The 24526-nt window shown below is 42.3% G+C and carries 14 protein-coding genes, 1 tRNA gene and 1 pseudogene; 4 read left to right on the forward strand and 12 right to left on the reverse strand.

Features of this window, described 5'->3' with window-relative positions; translation table 11 throughout:
- Positions 1–95 precede the first annotated feature (95 nt).
- From FTV29_RS00730 to FTV29_RS00770, 9 genes and pseudogenes are all read right to left on the reverse strand, one after another.
- Positions 96–8903, reverse strand: coding sequence for a PLxRFG domain-containing protein (locus FTV29_RS00730; RefSeq protein ID WP_180074952.1), 8808 nt, complete (start codon positions 8901–8903; stop codon positions 96–98).
- A gap of 1142 nt (positions 8904–10045) precedes the next feature.
- Positions 10046–12517 (reverse strand): DUF927 domain-containing protein, encoded by a 2472-nt coding sequence (locus FTV29_RS00735; protein WP_180074953.1) that lies wholly within the window; start codon positions 12515–12517, stop codon positions 10046–10048.
- On the reverse strand, positions 12514–12885 hold the full coding sequence (locus FTV29_RS00740) for a hypothetical protein (protein WP_164542868.1): 372 nt from the start codon (positions 12883–12885) through the stop codon (positions 12514–12516). Before FTV29_RS00740 ends, FTV29_RS00735 begins: the two co-directional genes overlap by 4 nt.
- A 2-nt stretch (positions 12886–12887) precedes the next feature.
- Positions 12888–13154, reverse strand: a pseudogene (locus tag FTV29_RS15055) (hypothetical protein).
- 44 nt (positions 13155–13198) lie between these two features.
- Positions 13199–13960 (reverse strand): KilA-N domain-containing protein, encoded by a 762-nt coding sequence (locus FTV29_RS15060; protein WP_228277086.1) that lies wholly within the window; start codon positions 13958–13960, stop codon positions 13199–13201.
- Positions 13961–13962: 2 nt separating this feature from the next.
- Entirely contained in the window at positions 13963–14205 is a 243-nt protein-coding gene (locus tag FTV29_RS00755) for a helix-turn-helix transcriptional regulator (protein WP_373683597.1), read from the reverse strand.
- 126 nt (positions 14206–14331) lie between these two features.
- Entirely contained in the window at positions 14332–15219 is an 888-nt protein-coding gene (locus tag FTV29_RS00760; protein ID WP_180074955.1) for a DUF6387 family protein, read from the reverse strand.
- A gap of 101 nt (positions 15220–15320) precedes the next feature.
- Positions 15321–16610 carry an integrase arm-type DNA-binding domain-containing protein gene (locus FTV29_RS00765; RefSeq protein ID WP_180074956.1) on the reverse strand — a complete coding sequence of 430 codons (1290 nt, stop codon included), beginning with the start codon at positions 16608–16610 and terminating at the stop codon, positions 15321–15323.
- A gap of 210 nt (positions 16611–16820) precedes the next feature.
- Positions 16821–16911 (reverse strand) — tRNA-Ser (locus FTV29_RS00770).
- A 121-nt stretch (positions 16912–17032) separates the two neighbouring features.
- Here FTV29_RS00770 and FTV29_RS00775 point away from each other — a divergent pair.
- On the forward strand, positions 17033–18913 hold the full coding sequence (locus FTV29_RS00775; RefSeq protein WP_005095159.1) for a potassium transporter Kup: 1881 nt from the start codon (positions 17033–17035) through the stop codon (positions 18911–18913).
- Between the two features lie 78 nt (positions 18914–18991).
- On the opposite strand, the gene FTV29_RS00780 is transcribed toward FTV29_RS00775, so the two are convergent.
- Positions 18992–19570: a hypothetical protein gene (locus FTV29_RS00780; protein WP_005173169.1), complete on the reverse strand. Its 579-nt coding sequence runs from the start codon at positions 19568–19570 to the stop codon at positions 18992–18994.
- Between the two features lie 265 nt (positions 19571–19835).
- Between FTV29_RS00780 and FTV29_RS00785 the strand changes: the two genes are divergently transcribed.
- Both FTV29_RS00785 and FTV29_RS00790 read left to right on the forward strand, forming a co-directional pair.
- Positions 19836–20918 carry a DNA/RNA non-specific endonuclease gene (locus tag FTV29_RS00785; protein WP_159138367.1) on the forward strand — a complete coding sequence of 361 codons (1083 nt, stop codon included), beginning with the start codon at positions 19836–19838 and terminating at the stop codon, positions 20916–20918.
- Between the two features lie 77 nt (positions 20919–20995).
- The gene (locus tag FTV29_RS00790) at positions 20996–21241 is read left to right on the forward strand and encodes a hypothetical protein (RefSeq protein WP_005095167.1); all 246 of its coding nucleotides are present in this window, start codon (positions 20996–20998) and stop codon (positions 21239–21241) included.
- A 101-nt stretch (positions 21242–21342) separates the two neighbouring features.
- On the opposite strand, the gene FTV29_RS00795 is transcribed toward FTV29_RS00790, so the two are convergent.
- A complete protein-coding gene (locus FTV29_RS00795; protein ID WP_100354911.1) occupies positions 21343–22356 on the reverse strand; it encodes an AraC family transcriptional regulator in 1014 nt (337 codons plus the stop codon).
- Positions 22357–22466: 110 nt separating this feature from the next.
- Here FTV29_RS00795 and FTV29_RS00800 point away from each other — a divergent pair, with 110 nt between their 5' ends.
- On the forward strand, positions 22467–23111 hold the full coding sequence (locus tag FTV29_RS00800) for a hypothetical protein (protein WP_074383899.1): 645 nt from the start codon (positions 22467–22469) through the stop codon (positions 23109–23111).
- A 598-nt stretch (positions 23112–23709) separates the two neighbouring features.
- Here the strand turns inward: FTV29_RS00800 and hisF are convergent.
- Positions 23710–24468 carry an imidazole glycerol phosphate synthase subunit HisF gene (gene hisF / locus FTV29_RS00805; protein WP_005095173.1) on the reverse strand — a complete coding sequence of 253 codons (759 nt, stop codon included), beginning with the start codon at positions 24466–24468 and terminating at the stop codon, positions 23710–23712.
- Positions 24469–24526: the final 58 nt, after the last annotated feature.

Genomic DNA, 24526 nt, shown 5'->3' on the forward strand with positions numbered 1-24526 from the left:
ACTTCTTCGGAAATAGTATCCCATACATCCCACACCACTCTAGATAATAACAGTCAAGGATAGTGTTACATGGGTTTAATTAATTGCTCTAAGTGCTATCGCTGGTTTAGGTACGGGTTGTATTCACTCATCCACTCTAATCCTTTTACTGTTTTTCGCTTCTCTTGCCATGTCTGGTTAGACTTGTTGTAATTCGTTTCAGCAAGTTTCTGATTAAACTTAATTGGATAACGCGGATTATCCTTGTTGTAATCATTAATTTCTTGCTTAACGGCGCGAACTTGAGTGCGGTCTCCAGATTCAAGCGCATTCACATAGCGTTCTTTCCAACGTGCATTGACATAAGTTTGTGCTGATTTATCTTTCAGCTCCATGCCACGGAATCGACCTTCTTTAGCAATGCTGGCTGGTTGTGCATCAAGCATCTTAATAATACCTTCCCATGCTTCAACATCGTTTGTCTTAACTCCGGTTTTCATATTGCGATAATCACCAGTGGTTGCAGCAATAGCACCTTGCCCCACGCTTGTAATCGCTTTAGGTAGTAATTGCACACCAGATTGACCATAGGCACCCACTTGAGCCAGTGCAACGGATTCCTTCACCTTCTCAAGTAATCCGCCGATAGGACCTGCAATCTGTGAAATCTCGGAAGATTTCATATAATCACTGGTGGTTGGGCTGAAATATGCAGTCGCAGGGATTAAGTCACCCATACCCATACGACCCTTAACATCAATCAATGGATTTAAGTTGACGATACCATCCATTAAGACAGTATTTACGCCATTGCCCAGCGTTTGACCTAATGCATCCTGTAAAGCTATTTGAATCTCACGTTCGGTATTAACTGGTTTACCCATTAAACCGCCGGCAGTTTCAACAACATCTAGAATATCGCGTACAAACGGCAAGCCAGTCGTACCAGAAAGGGCCATTAAAATTCCCAGCATGGTTAGGATGGATCTGGATACACCAAAACCGACTAATGCGGCCATTTTCTTTTTAAACTCGTCATCTTCGCCGCCATACAAGCCAGCTTTTTGCATTCTGACCATCTGTTCGATATATGCAATCATAAATTGCTTATACATCATCAGTGCGCTACCGATGTTGCCACGTGCTAAACGTGGTCGGTTGCCTTTGTTGTAGATACCTTGGGTTTCTTGAATAGTTCTGACGGCGAAGTCATACGCATCTTTAAAGCCTAGTTTCTCTAATTTGGCTTGGCCCAGACTTTCGGCCACGTCCAAGGCTGCAAACAATGAAGTACGGCGGTTGACCGTTTCAGACGCTTGAGCAAATAAGCCAGACGCATGGCTGATTAATTGCCATGTACTCGCACCAAGGCCAGACTTACCACGCTCTAGGCCCTGCATCATCCATGTGTTTTGTGGATCTAAGTGGCCTTCTTTTCTGGCACGTTCATAATGGTCTTTATACTTCCGATCCATTGCATCGGTGCCTTTTCTCCAAGTGATAACCGCTTTACGGAAGGCTCTTAGAATAGTTCCTTTGTCTCTGCTGTACTGCATCAAGTAAGGGAAGGTTTGCAATAGTGGCTGGGTTAAGTTCACCACACCAAACATGGCTGAGAATCCCATATACCAAACAAACGCAAAGTTTTTAACTGCTGCAAGTTCTTCCTGAGTATCGAGCGAATAATCACGCAACCGGATAGCATCCTCTTGAAAGGCTGGATCTTCGATATTTGTGATTGATTCATCAATGGCTGGGTTGTAGCTCTGGTTTGCTGAATAACGCGCATTCGACATAACAAACGATGCTAGGACGCGCTTTAAGTCACTATCAAAACCATCAACCCCCTGGCGTTTCAAAAGTCGTTTAAGTGCAGGGTTATTCTGGACGGCGTACTTGATATACGCTGTTTCAGCATCACCAATCGGTAAACCTGATTCTTTAGCGAATAACGCCACGGTTTCAGGACTTACGCCCTGGAACAGTTTGTGTTGTAACTCATTAATCTGACCTTGCTCAATTTCATAACCGGCTGGAATCTTCGACTGGTCATAGTTCCGATAGAATAAGTTGCGTTCAGATTCACTTTCGAAGTGTTGGCGATATGCAACTTCCCCTGTGGTTGGGTTGTAGATCCGCACAAAATACTTACCAAAACGCATTAGCGGTACATAGCCTTGGTCTTTCAGATCGTTGGCTTTCTTAAATACCCGGTCAATCGCTTCAATTGCAGCCTGTCTAGCTTCTGCCTTCTCTGGTTTACCCTTGGTCAATGTATCTATGCGTTTTAGGATCTCATTGTAATGGTCCACAATATCCAGATCTTGAGCGGCCAGCTCCAATACTTCCTCATTGGTTCCGCCCAGGTGTTTATAGATATTTGAGAAGGTTGTATTTGCAAAGGTGTCTAATGACGTATCAATTGCATCACGAACCTCGTTATATAGGCCAATCTGGTCATCATCAAAACCTAATTGCTTTAATTCCTTAACTGAATGACGTTCTGAGTTATCCATTAAGGTGTTTTCAAACATTAGATCGCCAACTTTCTTCAAGTCTTTATCAACTTTGGCCTTGTCAATTTTTCCACCAGAAAAGGTATGTCCAATTGTGCGGCCAACTCGTTTGACTTCCTTCCAGTAATCTTCGCCTTGCTCCAATTGAATAAGCACGTTCGGGGCAACGTCCATTGACTTACTACTGGCAAAAGTAACGTGATTGATTTTCCCCTGGACTAAATCAAAAGTCTTTTTAAATTGCCCTGTTTCATCCCTTAATGACTTATGCAGCATGGTTTGGAATAGGTTGAGCGTTCGACTGCTCAGGGTTTTTGCACCTTCGGCACCACGTAAAGACATTTGACCAAAAGCGGTTGACGCTGCTTTGTCTAAAAGCTCGCGCTGTTTAGTTTGGCTCATATTTTGCGGATTGGCGGTACTGCTTCGACTATAACGGCGTTCGCCTTTTGGTGGTGTTGGTGGCGTTCCCTTAGAAATAGTTTTAATCATGCGTTCAGCAAGGGCAACCATGTCGTTAGAGTTAAGTTTTAGGTTTAATCCTAGCCTATCTACCGCCCACGCCTTAACTGCGCTTAAAACGCGGTTTATAAGCTTCTGTGCTGGCCCTTGGTTTTGCTGATTCCTTGCAGCTACGGTGATTAAGTACGGTAAATATTCATCAGCTTGTACCTGTGCATCAGATTCACGCTCTGCTAATCGCTTGGCTTCGATTGCATCGGGGTTTCCAGACTTCACCAGACGATTAAATTCCGACATTAAATTATCGTACGCACTGGCTTTAAGTACACCCTGCATCCCAATGTGGCCGCCAAGCTCATGTAGGAACACTGGCACGATGTTTTCTGCTGTGATTGCATCAGCAATGAGCGTTACACGGCCATTTTCCGCAAAGCCTTCAATACCTGGCTCAGAATAGGTTTGTTCAATAATTAAAACGCCGTTACTTTCAAGAAGATTAATCGAATCCTCGCCAAAGCGTTTTACAAGCTCTGCTCGTACCTGATTTGGATTACTGTCTTGGACTTTTTGATTTTTTGTCCGACTACGTAACGGCGAATCACTACCAGAATTTGATTCTTGCTTACGCTTGTCATCAACCTGTCCTACTTCATCTTTTTCTGGACTTGATAAACTGGCTGGTTGATTTGAAGGGCTTCTTTCGATGTTTTCGCTTGAGCTAGTTGTTGTTCGTATAGCGGAAATTGTTCCTGGTACTCTAAAGGCATTGCCTGAAACTCTTTCAGAAGTTCCTTCTTCGTTAAATCGGCCACTGCTTCTTTGCTTGATTTGCCCATTGTCATTAGCTGCTTCCTTTAAAACATTATTAAAAATTGTGTCGAATCTATCCAATATACCAATCTGACTCAATATCTCTCTGGAACTGGATTCCGCACCAAATACTGTAAACATCTCATGAGGGTAGGAGGTGAATATTGCATAGTTAATTCGATCTAGAACATCTGGATCTATATCGTCAACGCTTTCTCGATTATTACTCCAAATCATCTCTTTAAATTCTTCTAAGCGTTCAAGTTGTTCTGGTGTGAGTTTATTTGTATCAATATGTTCTTGGGTAGCAGCATGAATCAGTTCATGATTAATTAATTCAGGCAATGTACCTTTCCATTCAGAAGAACGTGGATAAATATAAGAGACACCAGAATCAATTGAATAAAATCCACCTTCCTGTAATTGATCAGAAATAGACTGAATAATTGGATCAGAGCTATTAACTAAATCAGAAACAATATGGACTCGTACATCAGGATTTAGTTTTGCAAGCTTGGTTAATAATTCTTTGTCATATAGCACATTGGTTTTTACCTTATCTGTTTTCAGACTAGATAAGTCATTCAAAATATCCCCTAACTTGTGTACTTGATCCATAAGTTCACGTGGGATGCTATGGATTATTCCTGATTCGCTATGCTGAATATCATCAAGAGGGTCTTTTAAGAAGTGGTCACGTACAACTGAATCCACTGTTTTAGGTGTAGATTGCTTAGCATTATTCATATCAGAAATACTTGATTCATTCTGCTCCTGCTCTGAATCTAGTTTTTCACGCAATACAAACTGTGACGGTGCCACTTTCACAACTTCATGGGTATCGGATAAGCCCTCTTTCTTAATTGTCGTAGTAGCGGCTGATTTATTAGCAAATGGCTTGTTATCAGATGCTCGACCAATATCCTTCTTTTTTATGGTGCCCGGTGTATCGTTCCTTTGAAATGGAGGGTGGGGGAGGTCTGCCAGTGCTAGTTCTTCGCTACCTGATTCTAAACTATCATCTTCTGACTTTGCCTTTTCACGCAATACAAACTGTGACGGTGCCACTTTCACAACTTCATGGGTATCGGATAAGCCCTCTTTCTTAATCGTAGTTTTTGCTGCGGTTGCACTGGCAAAAGGCTGATTATCAGACTTACGGCCTACATCACCCTTTTTCATTTCTTCTGGTGCTGGTGTGTCTAATACAGAATTTTCCGCAGGTGCTTGCTCCTTCTGGTTGCTTTGGTCTTTTTTGTCATACCAATAATCTTCTAGGAATTTACCCAGGCTTTCAGGGGTTGTTGCACCACTGAATGCAATATTCCCCAGAACATCTATAATTTGTAAACGACCATTTTTTTCTTGAAGCTTAAAAGCTGTATCTTGGCCGTTACGTTTTACAATGGTTCCATCTGATTTAATAGATCTGCCGTACTGTTTTGCCAGGTCATCATACTTTTGAAATCTATTTTTAGATTCTTGATCTGGGGGGGTGTCTGAAATAGTGGGTGTTACACCGTTATTTTCTGTCTGATCTTTTTGACGCAATACAAAATTAGACGGCGCAATCTCAACAACTTCATGTGTTTTTTCCACATCACGAAGTTTTAAACCTCGATTTGCAGCATTCTTGCTTAAAAATGGCTTTCCATCAGATCCTCGTCCAATATCGTCGGATTTCATGCCATCCTGTGCATCATTTTCCTGAATGCCGTTTTTGACCTTTCTTTGCTCAATCTGTATTTGCGCTAGTTTATCTGGCTCCGGTACAAGCTCCGGTGTATCAGCTTTAAGCTCCGGTGCAAGCTCCGGCGTAATATCTTTTTCATTGCTTCGAGCTGCTGCTGAATGCAAGGCATCCTTTAAAGTTTTACTAAAGTTTTCAGGGTTAAAGGTTGCATCGCTAATCGCATCATTAGATCCTATGGAGATAGCCAAACTTCCATCTTTTTGGATGCCAAAATCAACGGTTTTTCCGTCTTGCGTCTTGATTTCAAGATATGGACTTTCACCCACCTTTTTTCCACTGGAATCCATTGAATCAATACTTGATAACTCAGCATCAATATTACCCAGCTTGATCTTCTTTCTATCTGGTGTGGCTTGCTTGAGGATTTCTTTAAGCGACAAAATATGATCATGTTCTAAGTCAAACTGACTAGCTAATCGCCAGTCATATTGCGTCATCCCTTTTTCGATTTCATCGTCACTAAAGCTCTTGGTTCTTACTGAAATTTGATTTGTTGTGTTGGTTTGTGTGGTGGTAGGCGTGTTAATTGCTTTAACTACGTCCGAAACCTCTGCTAAGACTTCCGCACGTGGACGGCCCTTATTAATTTCATCCTGGATAAGCTTTGGCTTAGCCTTTGGGTTGTTCAAATGAGCATCACGGACCTGATCAGCAAAGCTGTCTGTTGGTTGTACTGGATCAGTTTGTTTATCACTTGGCGGCACAGCATTTAATAACTCGTCAAATGCTTCATCACTGTCAAAGTCCGTTGCTGGATCTGCGGCCTGTACTGGCTCAACTGGATCTTGTGCCGGTGTACCGATAGGTGGAACGGCGTTAAGCATGTCATCGAAAGCCTGATCACTCCCAAAATCTTCAACCGGTGCTGCTGATTTAGGCTGAACAATTACCTGACCTTCACCCTTATTAATAATTTCATGGCTATCTTTTAGGCCGTTTGTTTTTACGAAATCATTTGCTCTCACATAATTTGTGAAAGTTTTAGGTTTATTGTGGTCTGGCTGCGCTGTTGGGATCGGCTGTACTGGCTCCTGAACTTCTTCTGGGTCAATAACATCAGGCACATTATCAGCATTCAGGCTGTCAACACTGACCAGCCCTTCTGAAAAATTGGATAAATTAGGATCTGCCGGGGTTGGCTGTACGATTCTTTCAGGTTCATAACCAAAATTACTTAGGTTCGGATCATCTGGGATGATGCCCTGCTTTTTGACAACCATAAGCGTGCCGTCATCAGCAATCTCAATATCATGTGATTCAGTTAGGCCATTGATCCGTACATAGTCATTTGCCTTGGTTGGATTGGAGAATGCTTTAGGCTCGTTAAAATCCTCCTGGAACGGCGATGGCTGATTGGGATCAATTGGTTCAAAGGTGTTCGGATCTAACTCAACCGGATTGCTAAACAGTCCCCTATCTTGTGGGTGAATCTGCTGTTTAACATGATTATTCACAATACTGGATACAGACGGCTTTTTCGGTGCTTTGGCTTGAGAATAACGAGTAATGGATTGAATCAGCTCTTGCGCCTGGTCTGTGTCGATATTACCCAGTGAAACGGCGTTCATTACCACATTATGCGCTGCGGCTTCATCACCGGTCATTGTGAGGGTGAATACATCAGCTCGAATAGGGTCTGTCTGGATTACCTGCGCTTCTTCTGGTGTGATATATCCATTGCTTACACTATCCATCACCAGATTTGTGGTATTTGCCATGCCCTGATTAATTGGCGTGGCCTGTGGTTGTTCTGTTGGTTGTGGTTGTACTTCTGGCTGCACCTCCGGTTGTACTTCCGGTTCTACTACTGGCGGCTCCTGTTCTTGTTGTTTTGGTGGTTGATACTGTGCCGCAAAACGCTCTACAAAATACGGCGTATCAATACCGTACTGATCATAAGCAGCTTTAACCTTGCTGGCTTCTGCACCAATATTATTCAGGTTGTCTTGTGCGCTTTGGAGTGCTGCCGGATCGTTAAGCTGCATGGCATCTGCCAGCTCTTTACGTGCTGCGGCTTCTTCCTGGCGTAATGTATTGGTCTGATTCCGTAACTGCTTCGCCACGTCCTTGGCTTGGCTAGTTGGTGATCCACCGGTAGCAGACTGCATACCACCACCCATGATACCGCCGACCAAGCCTTCTTCTAAAATGGTCTGGCCGACCTTGCCATAATCAACCGGTGTACCGCCAATATTGGCCGATGCAGCTTGAGCGCCATACTCACCAATACCGCCTTGTAAACCTTCCTCTAGGGCCTGTTTGCCCACCATTTTGGCCGCTGCTTTGTTGGCTGCAATGCTCATATCTGGTACAAGTTTAGCCATGCCGGTACGTGGGACCTGTTGCATTCCACGCTTAACCAAAGCTGAATCTACACCGCCGCCAGTCAATGCCTTACCGATCTTGCTTGTTGGTGCATTTTTCAGAATGCCAGATCCAAGGACTGCACCGGACGGCGCGATAAACCCAATAGCTGTCATCGCTGTGCCATATTTATCAGATGCTTTTTCTGAAAGCTGATCTAGAGTTGCCGCATAGGCTTGTTCACGTGCTTGGGTAATAGTTAGCCCATTATTTAGTCTTTCATTAAAGTTCTGCTCAAATAGTGGATTGCCTTGTAGCTTTTCCCATGTTGGGAAATCTCGCTCTAGATTGGCTGTGGCATTACGGCGTACTTCACCATAGTTTTGGGTATGCTCTGCGGCCACACCGGAAACTAGGCCTAGTTTAGGTGCAGCCTTCGCCAGTATTGGAGCCTTACTTGCAATAGTAGTAACGCCTTTTGCCGCACCAAATGGCATCGCCATAGCTGGAACGGATTGTATTGCACCAGTAGATAGCTGCGATACCTTTCCATGCTTGCCGGCTTGTAGTTCTTTTTGGAAGGTGGACGCACTATTTTCATATCCTTTTCTAAGGTTTTTGCCGTAATCAGCAACTTTAGCGGAAATAGAATCCTGTTCGTTCTCCCCAATATCACGCACAAAGCCAGCGGCACTTTCAATTGTGCTGCCTACGCCCTGTCCAAACAGGTTCCCGATAGTTTCGCCAGTAGACTTAATGGCTTCTTTGATGATCGGCAAATTACTGCCAGTCTTTACGGCTTCTTGAACGGCCTTGTCTGCTCGTTTGTCCTTGGCAAAGCTGCGGCTACTCTGTCCGGCTTTCGGCAGTAGGCCAGCACTCTGCATGACTTTATCAGTCTGTGAGTACCATTTTTCACGTGCCTGAACAATTGCGGTGTCATTTGCACCGCGCTCGACCAGTGCAGGGACTACTTTGTCTTGAAATAAACGATTACGCTGACTAATTACCTGGCTTGCATCAGCGCCGTCTTGTGCTGCTTTTGTAGCTAAATTGCTAAAGTGCTGGTTAATATTCACAGTAAAACCTCTTAGTTAATTGGAATTACTGCCTGTTGCGGTTGCCAAATACGGCAAAAATTGAAGATGCTGCTTTATTATTTTATAAGTATATTTTAAAAGTTAAGGTTTGACATTTATTTGAAGTGTAATATATAGCTGTTACACATTTTTAACTTCTATTATCGCTGAAAAGCCCCTATGCCTCTAATAAGCATAGGGGCTTTTTCAACTCTACAAGATAAAAAATTATTAGTAATTTTCACATGAATAAATCAATAATTTTGCATGTCTAAAGTGTAACATTTTGCCAATAAAAAGCCGTTTAGCCATACTAAAAGGTACTTTGTTAAAGTGTGCTTCATAGGGTTATTTGCTAGAACCCCTAAAAGCCCTCTAAAACAGCTATAAAAAAATAGAAAAAACATAGTTAAATATTTGTTTTATATTATTAAATTTTAATTTAGGGTTATTTTGTGGTTGATAGGTTTTGTATAAGCTCATTTTATATGTTTTTTTTTGGTATTTTATGCCAATAAATATTAATAATTCCCACCTTGCTTAATAGGTTTTTTTTCTAAATTTTTGCTATTTATTAAAGTTTAATTCGGGATCTGGCGTGTTTATAAAATACGGCGTTATTAATAAATCTTTTCAGCTTTTATTGATACTTGCTTGTAGTGTTGGAGGTTGGTTGCTGGTGGTGATTATGCTCAATTCTGATGTGGGTAAACTGAATATGGTAATAATTGTGCTGTGGGCAGGATTCTTAGTTTAAGGGTCACGATCTGATAAGCTCATGACAATTGCTTAATTTACGTTTGGCACAGAACTTTTTCTTATTCTGTCTGTCTACTCATGTATATGTATTTTTTGAAGTGGACATAGTGGACAAGGTGTACATAATTAACTATGTGTATGTTTTTAAGTAATTAATTAATTCCACTTACATGTGGTTTTAGCTAATAAAAAAGTGGACACATAAAGTAGTAGAAGTGGACGAGATCTATTTACCTTAAATAGTGTCCACCTTATGTCCACTTATTAAGATGTATATATTTATACAAAGTGGACATAATAATATTTATATATAACAGTATATTAACTGAAATAAATATCTGTATGTCCACCTTGTCCACCACATCCACCTTATAGATATTAATTTATATTTCGCTATCTAGGTTCTGCATAGCTTCTACACTAAAGTGCATCATCCGGGGGCGCGTTCCATCGGGTAGGTTATTACCAGGCTTCTTCACGTACAGCTTTTTTTCCCCTTCGGAAAATTCCTTGATCCATCCATGCTTAATCAATATCTTTTTGACGTTTGCCTCATTCATACCTATGCATATTTCCTTCTTAAACATAGTAGGTGACACAAGATAAACTTTTTCACTTGGATCGTAATAGCCGACACGATTGTGGATACGTTGTCGGATGACTTCGCCGTCTGGCTGTCGGATTACGGTTAAGTCTTCAAAGCGACTGGTTCCATTAGGTTCAAAAAAGGCTTTAATATGCTCCAGAATCTTTGTTTCCTCCATGTTTTCACCACCACCTAAACTATCTAGCCAAGTGCTAAAACATTGCGCTACTGCCTCAAATGCGCGTCCCTGTTGCCAGCCCGTAATACCTGCTAATGTTGCTAACTCTCCAGCAGCAGCGACCAAGGCAAAACGGCGTAAAACACGGTTAGCCTGCCCATTCTTCGTCTGGGTGTGTTGCTCAATAAAACTATCCAACAGTTCCTGTGCCTTTATCATTACCATATCTTTATCGCTGGTGAGATATTCAAGCCACTTAATACCGGCATGACCGTAATGTGCTGATGCTAGTTCATTAATGCGATTACCAATATCTTGAGGTGCTATACCGTAGTTAATGCAATCAAATACGCCGTAGCCTTTACCTGCATCACTTGGAATATGTGCAAAGCGAAGCAACAAGCCTGCATCAAGCTCAATATTTCCACGGCGCAAATGCTCCTCAAGTGTTACTTCACCAGTAGAGGTATACATAAGGCTAAATTGCTTGGCATCTCGGTTTTTACCTGATTTTGTACTTCGTGCCTTTCCTTGTCCACCTGTCAGCATATAGACAATATCTGATACGGCTTTCGGCGCAGCTTGGCGTAGCTCATCAAGATTCAGAAAACTATCATTTCTTAATTCAGCTTCATTTTCTAAAGCGTTATCTGTAGTCCTCCATGACCTGGATATATGCTTAGGACTTCCCCATACACTACAAGAAGCCTTGGTAATCGTACTTTTTCCATCGGTTGAGGATCCATAGATATGAAAGCCGCCACTTTCAGCACCTAAAGGCAAAACCAGTTGCCCTGAAAATGCACATGAAAATGCCAATACTGCTAATGCATGAGGTTCAATTAATCTACTAAGATCCTGCCACTCTCCAAAGCTTCCAGCAACTGTGTAAGGACTTGGACTTTCACTATGAAAAAGTAGTTCCTCACCTTCACTATTACCATAGGTTTTATTAGGTGTAGCAAAACAATATCCATGCCATCCGGCCCGATCTACACATCTAAAACGCTGTTCTATTGGATAGTCCTGAATATAGCTGATAAATACACTTTTCTTATGGGCTTGGCGCGGTGGCATCAATCCGTGACTGGCAATAATCTTGAACACTTCCTGCGCTTCACCCATAAAATGCTCGTAAGGAATAAGCAGGCGGTGCAACGTATTGTCTTTATCGTAGAATTGAATAACACGTTTCCAGTTATCATTATTCAAGCTTCGCGCTTCACCTAGAATAGTTACCGAATAACAGATAAATGTCCGTGTTTGTTTGAGTTCGCCGTTTTCATCTCTCTTTTCCTTTACAAGGTATAGGCCATTGTCCATGATGTGTAAAAATGAATCATCTTCCATCTTGAACGGTTTGGCTAAATGGCCTTTGGGTAGATTAGTCTTTTCTGGTAGGGCCTCAATAGCTAAATCAAGAAAATACAGCACATCACTTAAACTTTCATACTGTGTCAATTCAATCAGAAATTCACTTACACCAATTTTTAGATACTGGCTAAGCAATCTAACCGCCGTGTTTTGTTCCAATGCCTTGAATGGCTCAAGGTTTATATGCTCAGGTCTGACAGGTAGATATAACTTTGTATAGCCTGCCTTCGATAGCTGATTAATCACAAACTGGATTTGCTCAAAATCAAATGGCTTGAGTTCTGTTTGATGTTTATTGCACAGGGTAGGTAGTAGCACCAATACAACGGCGTAACCAGTCTGTGCGACCTTAAAAAATGATTCTAGGTTGCAGGTAATAATGACAGGCTTAGCATGGTCAAAATCACCATACCTTGCAAAGCCTTTAGCTAATCCATCAGGCATGACAGTCACACGCTGACCATCCTGCATGACGGCGCACTGTACAAGCTCCAATTGCCCATCATAGATAGGCAGAATCAAAGGCTGTTCATAGGTAATGCCGTTTATATCCACACTGCCAGTATCAACATGGATTGGCTGTTCTGGGCTGCCAAAACGCTGTACTAAGGCATGTGATAAATAAGCATCATCAAACGATACAAGTTGCTCACAGTGCGCTAGAATGTCAGCAGGCTTATCGGAGTCTTGCTGCAAGTTTTGGGCGGTGTTATTCACAGTAACACCGCCTTTTTATTATCTAATAAATAAATACGTTCATTATGTTTCTTCTGCCATTTATCCCAAAATACACAAGAGACATTTTCCATTGCTTTGTCAGTATGCAAGGCTCCAGTAATAAAATCGAAATTAAGATCTGGGTATTTTAACTGAGCGGCATTCTTAAACTGATCGGCTTCCTCAAAAGAATAAAAAGGGATATTCCAATTACCTAAAGGATAAGCAATTTCACTATTTACAAGGCCAATAGCCACATAAGAGCAATAACTTCTGTCATCGGACATTACCTTAATCCATGTTTGTATTTTTTCTTTTGATTGGGATTCAAGATTAACAATCGATTCAGTATTGATTTGATTAGGCATGATTAATGCGCTCCTTGTGTTTGTTGAGGAGCTTTACCATTCACGACCAAGTGAGGGTGGCAAAGCTGAAAAGGGTTGGTCGACAGGTACACAAGAGACCTGCACACTCGAAGGCGTCCCTCTCCAGCTTCACCATAAAGATGCAGAAGCATAGAGATTTTACGCATAAAAAAAGTCCGAAGCGGACTGTATGCGCTTGTGTATTCATAGCCGACCAAAGCTAATTCAGTGATTTTGCACTGAACGGAATCAATATAGCCAAAGATTATTGATTTGAAAAGCCGTAGGGCGAAAATATTTTGAAGATTTATATTCACTCTCCAAACCTCTTAGCCAAGATTTGCATACCTTTTGGCAATATGAAGAACTCAGTCTGTGTGTAGCTATATGGCTGCCCCGAGGCTTTTACACCTTCTTTGAGTGAGTATTTGGTTTCACAGTACCCACGGTTTTCACTGTAATAAGTTGAAGCCCTGGCATTGTTTAGATAGCGGTCCCAATTATGTTTTCTAAGCCATTCAGCTAATACTTGTTGCTTAACATCCAAAATCTTACATGCCTGCTGGAACTTCACGCCATGTTCAGTATGAGTAATTGTTTCGATTGCCTTCGATAACACCATATTTTCAGTACTGAGCTGAATGTTTTGTTCAGCATAGCCCAGCAATAGGTTCCGCAATTGCGCTGGATTATTAAGATCCGGTAGTTGTGGCTGCGCTGTTACAGTATCAAAGGTGCGAATAACTTTGAGATGAAAGGCTGCACTAATCCACATGGCATATGCATAGACCAATTCTTTTACAACATATGTCCCTTGTTCTGAACCACCCCTAATTGTGGATACCGGCTCAATATTTACCGATGATGGATTTCCATCATCGACCAATTCAGCAATAAGTTCTTGTGTCTTGTCATTTTGTAGAAAATTAGATGGCTTGTTTTTTACGTCACCACCACTTGCCTTATGTAAATCATTCAGGCTGTAACGACCATATTGATCTTGGTGAATTAAAGCGCCGTCAATATTGATTTGATGTACAGAGGATCTGGTTAATAAATTTGCAGAAGCATTCATAATTAAGCCTCCAATCCTTTTGAAGCCATCCATGCTTCAATATCTTCAATGCGCCATGCGGTGATGCGCTCGGTTAGCTTGATCGGGGCAGGGAACTCGCCAGCACGTACTTTGTCCCAGATTGTTGTTTCTCCCATTGGGAGTAAGCCTTGACGCTCAGGACGTGCCTTGATTATTCGAGTTGTTCCATCTTTGGCAGTGTACTTGCGTTCCTTGCGTGGTGCGGTAGTCGCAAGGTGCGACATGCGGTAAAAACCTTTCGGGGAATGATTTAATTTTTCAGTAGACATAAAAACCTCTAACAATGTGTCGTAGTGCAACGGCGCTAGAGGTAGTATCTAATTTGATTGAATAAAAAGTTGTGGAACAGGTTAGGTAATCACTTTCCCAACTTTTTGTTGAAATTCCTGATCCGCAAGATAAATTAAATATTCACTATCTGTACTTTTAGAATCTAATAATGATTTGGAAAGTGGAAGAATTGTGTCAGTGAGCCGATCATTTTCGAAACTACCATTTCGATAAAGTAGTTGATCTAGCATGTTTTTTTCAAGTGTGTAGTCATTTAACTTAGCCCATAAAATTAGGTCCATTAATTGAATAATTTTGTATTGTTTAATCTTTTTTATAAATTCTTTGGGTTTATTAAATATAGATTTACGCTTTGTTATCTGTCTTAAAAATTTCAGATGTTGCTTAAACTCTTCAATTATAGCGTTATCTGAAAAATTCAAATTAGTTGAAAATGAATAGTTATTACGTTTAGATACAAGCAATTTTCTAAATTCGTTATAGCTAAGGTCATATCGTTTTTGTAGTCTTTGATCTGTATTGAATATTGGTCTTATATAGGGCCTATTATCCCAGCTTATCTGATTTATAAATTGCGAGTCTTCTGTAGGTATTGGCTTAGTGGAATTTTTAGATAATTCTTGAAGTTTATTATCATAATGATTTTTCTCGATTTCTATTTGTTCAATAGTGGTAAGTTCTAATCTACCATCAGGAAGGTTTTGTTCATATTTGCTAAACAAAATTGATAGCGTAATACCCGGGAATAACGCTCTATTATATGTTTCCGGATGTCGACAAAATTTCTTAAATTCTTTTATTTCTCGATAAAGCATTTGTCGGTTATAAATCTCAAAAGAAAGCCGTCTAGCACTATACTTAGCTTGATATTCATCATAAGAAAGACTTTTTAAATATGTAGGAATTAGGCCAATATACTTATTGGAAATACGCTTAACTTTCTTCATTTAATAATCCTATCTTCATTCAAATAGTTAAGTAAAAGCACTAACTTTGTTTTTTTGTTAGAAATACTTAACTAGAGAATGAGGCTATGCTTCTTTAAAACTTATGCGGTTCTGGTGTGCTGTTTGAATTGGATCAAATTTTCACTTTCATCATTCGGCTTAAACTTCGATACATCTCCACCTTGACGTAAGGTATCTAGGTAATCCGCCCATAGCTGCATCATTTCGCGTCTACGGCGTAAAAACTTAGTTCGGTTGTAAGCTGTACCATTTGGGTCTCTAACCTTATGTGCGAGTTGGTGCTCTACAATGTCGGTTCTATATTCGATCTCTTCATCGAGCAGCGTTCTCGCCGTTGCTCTAAATCCATGTACTGTGTGTTGTCCTTTAAAACCTACTCGTTTTAATACTTGGGTTAGAGTGCCGTCACTCATGCACTCAGATGAAGTTTTGACGCTTGGAAATACATATTTTGAAGTTGTCCGCAGCTCCTCAAGTTCTTTGAGAATGTCATAAGCTTGGATTGATAACGGCACTATATGGTCTTGATTGGTTTTACTTGCTGCAAATGACAAGCATCTGTTTTCAAAGTCTACCGATTCCCATAGTAAGGTTCTGATTTCTCCCGGGCGCTGATAAATATACGCTGATAGCTTTATTGCTAATTCAGTTCGGATCCGTGTGCGTGGAAAGTCTTTGGTTAAGTGCCATGTTTTACGAAGTAGATCGGCTAACTCTCTCTCATCCGTCACAGCATTATGATTACCCTTAGTTGGTTGGGGGAGGCTAATGTCTGGAGCAGGGTTATAAGTAATGATTCTGCGTTTTAACGGAAGTTTAAGCACCATATTTATAATTGACTTCACACGTCTAGCTGATTCAAGCGCACCACGCTCTACAAGTGCATCGGTCACATCACGCTCTAGTTGCTCAGTGGTCAGTTGTGCTACTGGCAACTTACCAATAAAGGGAAGTATGTCTTTATCAAGTTTGCGTATTGTTTCACTGTCCACCTTTCCTTCACGTCGGCGTAGCTCTAACCATTCCACAGCAAATTTACTAAAAGTGTTCTCTAAGGTTTCAAGCTGCTCACGTTTTTTATTATTCCGTTGCTCGGCTGGGTCGATACCATCTGCCAGCATCTTTTTAAATTCTTCTCTTTTTGCTCGTGCCTGTTCAAGGCTAATGGTTGGATAAGTGCCAATTGCAAGGGTGTTGTATTTTTGCGTCACTGGTCGGCGGTAATCCATGCGCCAATACTTCGCTTCAGTATCATCAATCAATAAATACAGGCCACCACCGTCAGGGTGTCTTTGCTTTTTTGCACCATTCACATCAAAGCTAAGGTTCTTAACCCCTTTAGCAGTCAGCTTATTAGACTGTTTTGCCATTCTGATTTCTCCTAGTTGTCGGTATAAAATCAGCACTTCTTTGGTTTGGTGGTCAAAATTTAGCTGATTTGAATTTATACCGACAAATATACCGACAAAGTTGTCGGTATACTATAGTTATCCATCGTAGTGTATCGGGCATAAAAAAAGGCTCAATCCCTTTGGAATCAAGCCTTTTGCACTACGGTAAACTACCGTAAAAGTCGAATTTGGCGGTGAGAGAGGGATTCGAACCCTCGAAACGCTATAAACGTTTACACACTTTCCAGGCGTGCTCCTTCAGCCACTCGGACACCTCACCATAGGCCGAGGATAATAGCGAAAAAAACCAGCTGTGCCAAGCTGAAACAATTGATTTGCAGAAAAACTTTTAATGTGGTGCTATGATTCGCAAAAATGCTTGTTAAAAACGAAGACAATATATGCAAAGCACTGCACAAAAAGCAGCTCTCCCGGTGATTACACTGGCTGCGCTTGGGGTCGTTTTCGGAGATATTGGCACCAGTCCACTCTATGCACTGCGCCAATGCTTCCTCACCGCACATCTCGCCATTAGCGAGGCCTCTGTACTCGGTATCCTGTCGCTGATTTTCTGGTGCATGATGCTCACCATCAGCTTTAAATATGTCACGGTCATCATGCGTGCCGATAACAACGGCGAAGGCGGGATCATGTCATTATTGGCATTAAATCTGCGTACCACACGAATTGCCGATCAAAAGAAAATTTTCCTGATTGCCTTGGGTTTTATTGGTGCATCGCTATTCTTTGGTGACGGTATTATTACTCCGGCAATTTCTGTGCTGTCTGCCATTGAAGGCTTGAGTATTGCGACACCTATTTTCAATCAATGGCTGGTACCGCTATCGATTGGAATTCTGGCGGGGCTGTTTATGGTGCAGCGTCACGGTACAGCCACCATGGGGAAATTTTTCGGGCCTTTAACCATGCTCTGGTTCCTGTCCATTGGCGGTTTTGGTTTGTGGAGCATTATCCAGACCCCGTCTGTCCTCTGGATGGTGAATCCGTACTGGGCATATCACTTTGTGGTTGATCAGCCCTACGTGGCTTTCCTGACCATGGGCGCGGTGATTCTGACCATGACCGGAGGGGAAGCAATTTATGCCGATATGGGGCATTTCGGTCGTCTGCCAATTCGTCTGGCCTGGTTTATTATTGTCTTGCCCTGTTTATTGCTGAATTATGCCGGACAGGGCGCATTGTTGTTGCGCAGTCCAGAAGCGCTGGCCAATCCTTTCTATATGCTGCTGCCAGAATGGGCTTTATTCCCGATGATTGGACTGGCCACGGCTGCAGCGGTCATTGCCTCGCAGGCAGTGATTACCGGGGTATTTTCGATGGTCAATCAGGCCATTCAACTGCGTTATTTGCCGCGTCTATCGGTCAAGCATACCTCGGCAGTCGAACGTGGCCAGATTTATCTGCCCTTTATTAACTGGCTGCTGTTTATTTCGGTCTTGATCCTGATTTTACTGTTTGAAAATAGTGCCAATCTGGCCAGTGCTTATGGTGTTGCAGTGACCATGACCATGCTCTGCGGTACTATTCTGATCTCGATTCTGGCTTATGGTTTATGGCGTTGGCCGGTCTGGAAAGTGGCATTGTTTGCTGTGCCATTTTTGGCTCTGGATTTGGTCTTTGTAGCCTCAACTTCTTTAAAAATCACCTCGGGTGGCTGGGTGCCGATTCTGATTGGTGCCGTGCTGTTTACCATTTTGATGACCTGGAAAGATGGACGCGCTTTGGTTTTGAAGCGTCTGGAACAGGATGCCTTGCCGATTGATCTGTTTATTAAAAGTATCTCAATGGGGGAAGGTACCAAATATGTGCCAGGTGAGGCCATTTTCCTGACGGGTACACCGAATATTGTCCCGCATGCCATGCTGCATAATATCAAGCACAACAAAGTCTTGCATGAACGTAATATTATGCTCACGGTCATTACCCGTGATGTTCCCTTTGTAGCTAAGCAAGATCGGGTTGAACTGGAACAATTGAGTGAGCATTTTTATCGGGTATTTATCTATTATGGTTTTAAGGATCAGCCCAATATTCCAGTAGCTTTACAACAGGCTTATCGAAAATGGGGTTTTGAATATGATCTGATGCAGATCAGTTTCTTTATTTCACGTGAACGGATTATGCATACTGTGGGTGAGGGTATGGCACCGTGGCGGGAAAAACTGTTTATTTCCATGCAGCGCAATACCAGTCCGGTCAGTGATTTCTATCAGATTCCACCCAACCGTGTGGTCGAGCTGGGCACCCAGATTCAGATGTAAATAAAATTAAAAAGCATAAAAAACCAGAGACACACTCTGGTTTTTTATGGGAGAAACAGTAAATAACTGAGCTTCGGATTATTGCTCAAGTTCTACGGCAGCCGGCACTTCAGGTGCAGCATTCAAAGGCTGCTCCATCAGCACTGGTTCTGCATCGGCTTGAGCTGCAATTTCAGTTTGTGCATTCATTGCATTGGCTTCAACTACAGCAGCTTGCTGTTGCTCTTCAAGCACAGGCTGTTGTTCTGGCGCAGCCATAGATGTGGTTGCTTCGACTTCAGTACTGTTGGCCGGTTCAGCCAGATTGGCCGGCATGTCTGATTGATTCATACCCGGTTCTGCCACAGGAGGTTGTGGCGAAACCATGTCTGAATTACCTGGTGCCTGCATCATCGCTGGATCATTTGGCATCGCTGGCTGCGTATTTGGCATTGGTTGCTGTGGCGCAGCTGTACGCGGATCGACAAGGCGGATTTGACCAGAGTTGACTAGAGTTTCTAGAGAGCCTTCCTGACCATTTACCGTGGTACTAATTTTAGCTTTAGACAAGCTTTCAAGTGTTTCACCCGGTTGAACCGGTGGCTCGGCAAATGCGCCTGCGCTGATTACACTTGTGAATAATCCTAAACCTAATATTTTAGAGAGTTTGGAATTCATGATTGACACCACTGCTAATAATTGTACGAATTGGGATAGGCGCTTAGCTTTACATACTCATCCGGCAGCTCCAATCAAAGCTACTCAAAGACTGCGAAACCTCATTTAAAATGAAATAAAAAATAGACAGTTTGTTACAGCTTTCGTGGCTTTTAAGCCATTATTGTTTATTTGTTAAGCGAATGGCAGGGTCAAGATATACTTCATATACACAGCTTGTTAAGCTCGGGAAAAATCGGTATTGATCTAAAAAGTACGTGTAATAATGGCCAAGAAGCAGCGTAAATCCAAGAACTCTCTTTTTCAGTTTTTAAGTAAAAATAGTACTAAAGTCATTCTGGGTGTGGTGGCTTCGAGTAGTTTTGCCATCGCCTTTGGTCAGGAAAAAATCAGTCAATGGGTGTCTCTGCCATCTTCATCCGATTCCGCCTGTCTGACACAGTTTTATCGTGATGTTCCGCCGTATCTGATGAAAGACAGCCTGAAAAAAGACAGTTATTCACTGTGCTTTAATGGCTTTAACGTTGGTTATTCCGGTGTTTCGAAAACCCCACTTTGGGTGGCTGAAGCACTCACACCGGCACGCTTAAGCCAGAAAATTCCGCGTCAAGATAATTTTCATGAAGAGACCCAGCTCAAACCTGTGCATCGGGCGACGTTGGCGGATTATCGTGGTTCCGGTTATGATCGCGGGCATATGGCGCCAAATGCGGATATGCCCAATAAGGCTGCACAGTCGGACAGTTTCTCACTGGCCAATATGGTGCCGCAAGCACCGAAAAACAATCAGCAGGTCTGGCGTGAACTGGAAGAAGCGACCCGTGCCATTGTAACCAAACAGAAGCAGGATGCTTATGTTGTTACCGGGCCGGTATTTGCGGCGAAAAAACTAAAAACCATTGGTAATGGCGTGATTGTACCGACGGCGGTGTATAAGGCAGTTTACCTGCCGAAAACCGGTGCGATTGGTGCTTATTATGCGCCGAATGATAATTCGCTCAAAGTGCGTATTGTTAGTGTCTGTTATCTGGAGGAACAGCTCGGAATTAACCTGTTCCCACAATTGACCGAAGAGCAGAAGCGCAATACCTATCGTTTGCCATTGACGGCCAAGGCGGTTAAAGCCAATCAGAAAATCGAATATTCTAACTGGGATGCAGAAAGCCAGTGTGCGGAAGACGTCTCTAAAGAAAACTTGCAGGCACTGCAACGTGAGTTTAAATCTTCAGGTTCAAATACCTCGACGTCCTCAGCGACTGGTGGTGCAATCGATAACGACACCCAAAATACGATTATAAAACAGCTGATAGATGCGCTATTGCAATATATTTTGCAGTTATTGAAATAAACTTGCTGAAAAAAGTGGGATTCGAGTAGCATCGATCTCACCCATTATTGAAAATAACAAAGACAGGTGGAGAGGATATGTTTAAAGCATTTGAAAATGGCAGTGAATCCCATGCCATTCATGATCTGACCTTGGAAAATGATCTGGATTGTGTCAGCCTATATGGAAACTTGCAGATCACCAAGGATCAGGAAGGTCTTAAGGCTGCCAAGGTTTTGCAGGCTTTTGTAAATGATGTGGTGCAGCAACTGGAAAATACTGTAGATCTGCCAGAAAAGCTGCAGCGGGATGATCTGGACGAAATTGAAAATCCATTTTTATAAGATTTTTTCATTTGTTGGAGAATGTTCCATCTGGAACCAGACACAAAGCCCAATATTCCTATTGGGCTTTTTACTGTTTTTAGTCTCAGTATTGCAGCGTCTCAAGCTGTCTGAGCCAAAGATTCTAAGCGCCATTGTTGTGGCGTCAGCTGGGTCCATTGCTTAAATGCCCGCTGAAATGCACTCTGCTCGGAGTAACCAAGCAGCATGGAAATTTCCTGTAAGCTTAAATGCGGATCTTTCAGATATTGCATTGCCATCATAGAGCGGATTTCCTGCATGCATTGCTGATAGGTTTTACCCTGCTTTTGCAAATGTCGTTGTAACTGACGGACAGAGAATTTTATTTGCTGGGCAATATGTTCAATCTGGAACTGGTTTTTTTGCAGGCCCACCAGAATCGCCTGCTGTAACTGCTGGTCAACTTGGGTGGAATTGGGGAATTTTTCCAGTAAAGCTTCAGCTTGTTGTTTCAGAAGCTTTTGTAGGGTCTGATCACCCTGTTTTAAAGGCGTAGACAGCTCGCTGACCGGCATCAGGACTTGAGTCTTGGCTTGACCGAAACGAACCTTGCAGCGGAAATACTGTTCATACAATGCTATATTTTTGGGTGTTGGATGCTGAAAATGCACTTCATGCAGATGCAGATGATTATTATCCAGAATATTCGATTTAATAAATTCGATCATGAGTGCAATCGCGATTTCATCGGTCAGTTGCGTACTCATCTTAAAAGGAACCTCACCCCAGGCAATCGAAAGATGATCTCCTTGCCCCTGGATTTGTAGCGGGCTACCATCATAGATCAGGCGATGGTAGTCATGATAGCGCATGAAGGCTTCACCCAGCGTGTCACTGGAAAGTGCCAGATAACCGATAATCCCGAGATGTTTAGTCTCGACCAGTTGCGCAATTTCCAGGCCCAAAGCCGGGCGCTGCAGCTGTTGATCAAGTGTCGTCAGCAGATCACGCCACAGAGTAAAATCAAAGCGTTCCAGATTTTGAATGGCCAATAATTTCTCAGGGACTTCGAGCTGTTTCAGCTGATAATAGTCCAAAAGTAAATGTCCTAAACCACCGTATATCGAGCCTACGTAGTTTTTTAGAACCAGCATTTTTTAATTCTTTTATTTTGTCGTATTTTGTCAATCATATTGAATATTTTGGTCAATATCTAGTCTTTTACTTAGCCTATATTGAAAAATAGACCAAGAGGTAAAAGATCATGTGGAAAGGTTTTCTGGCAGGACTCGTCGTTGCCAATGGATTTGAATGGTTTGCGCATAAATATGTGTTACATGGAATTCACCGCCAAGGACAGAGCCGCTATAGTCCGGTTCCAGAAAGCATGTGTTCGCATTGGGAACATCACCGCATTGTGCGTAAAACGGAATTTTCCGATTTCGGTTATGTAGAAGGACTGAACAACTGGCGTACCCGCAATGAAATTGCTTCTCTTGCCGTGGTTGCTACAGTCTTTGGATTGACGTTTTATCCTTTTTCCAAAGGGATGACGCTGGCCGTATTATATAGTGCAGGCAATTATTATTATCGGCATCGTCGTGCCCATCTGGAGCCAGAATGGGCCAAAAAAAAGCTGCCTTGGCATTATGATCATCACATGAATAGTAATCAGGATGCCAACTGGTGTGTGACCAAACCCTGGTTCGACTATCTGCTGGGTACCCGGGTGATTTCCTCCGCAGATTTACAGGAGCAGAACCCTTTAGGTATGGTATTGCCTGCACCGATCTCGAAAAAACTGAACTATTGGGCAGACCGTTATTTTCCAGCCAAGTGGGCAGAAACTCCGGCTAAAATTGCTAAAAATCCTGCGACCAATCACTTAAATAGGCCATTAAATCGCTAAAACCCGGTTCTTGTCGTGATTTGTCAATAAAATGCAGATGTATTGTCAATATTATCCTTTTGATTTGGCCTATATTCACGGTTGTTGGTGAGTGAAGCCACATACTTATATGTTTTAGGTGTAATGAATTATTTTGAATACCAAGCGCTGTGGTCTAATCTTGGTTTTTACAGGGAGTCGCGAGACTCCTTTTTTTTTATTTAATTTTTACTTTTGAATATCGGTCAAAATAGAGCGATCTTGTTCATCCTCATACTGGGGTGAATATTGAAAGAAAATAACGTCCTTTATATTTAAGCTGCTCAGCACTGGAAAGCTTCGCGCTGTCCGGCGGCTATTGATCAATAACAATCCCTAAATATCATTTTGAACATACAAGTCCTTTTCTATTAACTCTTTTTTGTCGTGTTTGCTGTTCTGCTTTAATCCACAGAACGATGGATATACTTTTTCAAAGCAGTCATCATTAGAGCAAACCCGGATGTGCCACAGATGATGAGAGTATTTTCCAAATGATTTATTGCCTAGGCTTATCCTGTAGAAATAAAAAAGAGCATCGTTGTGATGCTCTTTTTTTAAATAGGAATTCGTTTTTGAATTAAAGGCGCATTTCAATGCCTTGCGCTGCCATATAGGCTTTGGCTTCAGGAATGGTATGTTGACCAAAATGGAAAATTGACGCTGCCAGTACCGCATCAGCACCGCCATGAATAATCCCGTCTGCCAGATGTTGTAAATTTCCTACACCGCCAGAGGCAATAGTCGGTACAGTGACGCGGTCATTGATAGCACGCATCAGGGCGATGTCATAACCGGCTTTGGTGCCGTCGGCATCCATTGAGGTAATCAGGAGTTCACCTGCGCCGTAATTGGCCATTTGTTCTGCCCATTCCAAGGCATCAATGCCGGTCGGTTTGCGGCCGCCGTGGGTGAAAATTTCCCATTTATCTTCGCCGGTTTTTTTGGCATCAATGGCGACCACGATACATTGTGCGCCAAAACGTTGTGATGCTTCCTGGACAAATTCCGGATTAAATACTGCTGCCGAGTTGATGCTGACTTTATCTGCACCAGCATTGAGTAGCAAACGGATATCTTCGACTTTACGCACACCGCCACCGACCGTCAGGGGGACGAAAACCGATTCAGCCATACGTTCTACAGTACGGTAAGTGGTGTCGCGTCCATGATGTGTAGCGGTAATATCAAGGAAAGTAATTTCATCGGCACCTTGTTCGTTATAACGACGTGCGACCTCAACTGGGTCACCTGCATCACGAATATCAAGGAATTGAACACCCTTGACCACACGACCATTATCAACGTCGAGGCAAGGAATAATACGTTTAGCTAGCATAAATTTTTCCAATTATTACAGCCGATTATGAAACTCACCCACGCAAGCGCTACACCTT

The organism is Acinetobacter sp. YH12254 (assembly GCF_013417415.1).
GTDB lineage: Bacteria > Pseudomonadota > Gammaproteobacteria > Pseudomonadales > Moraxellaceae > Acinetobacter > Acinetobacter pseudolwoffii.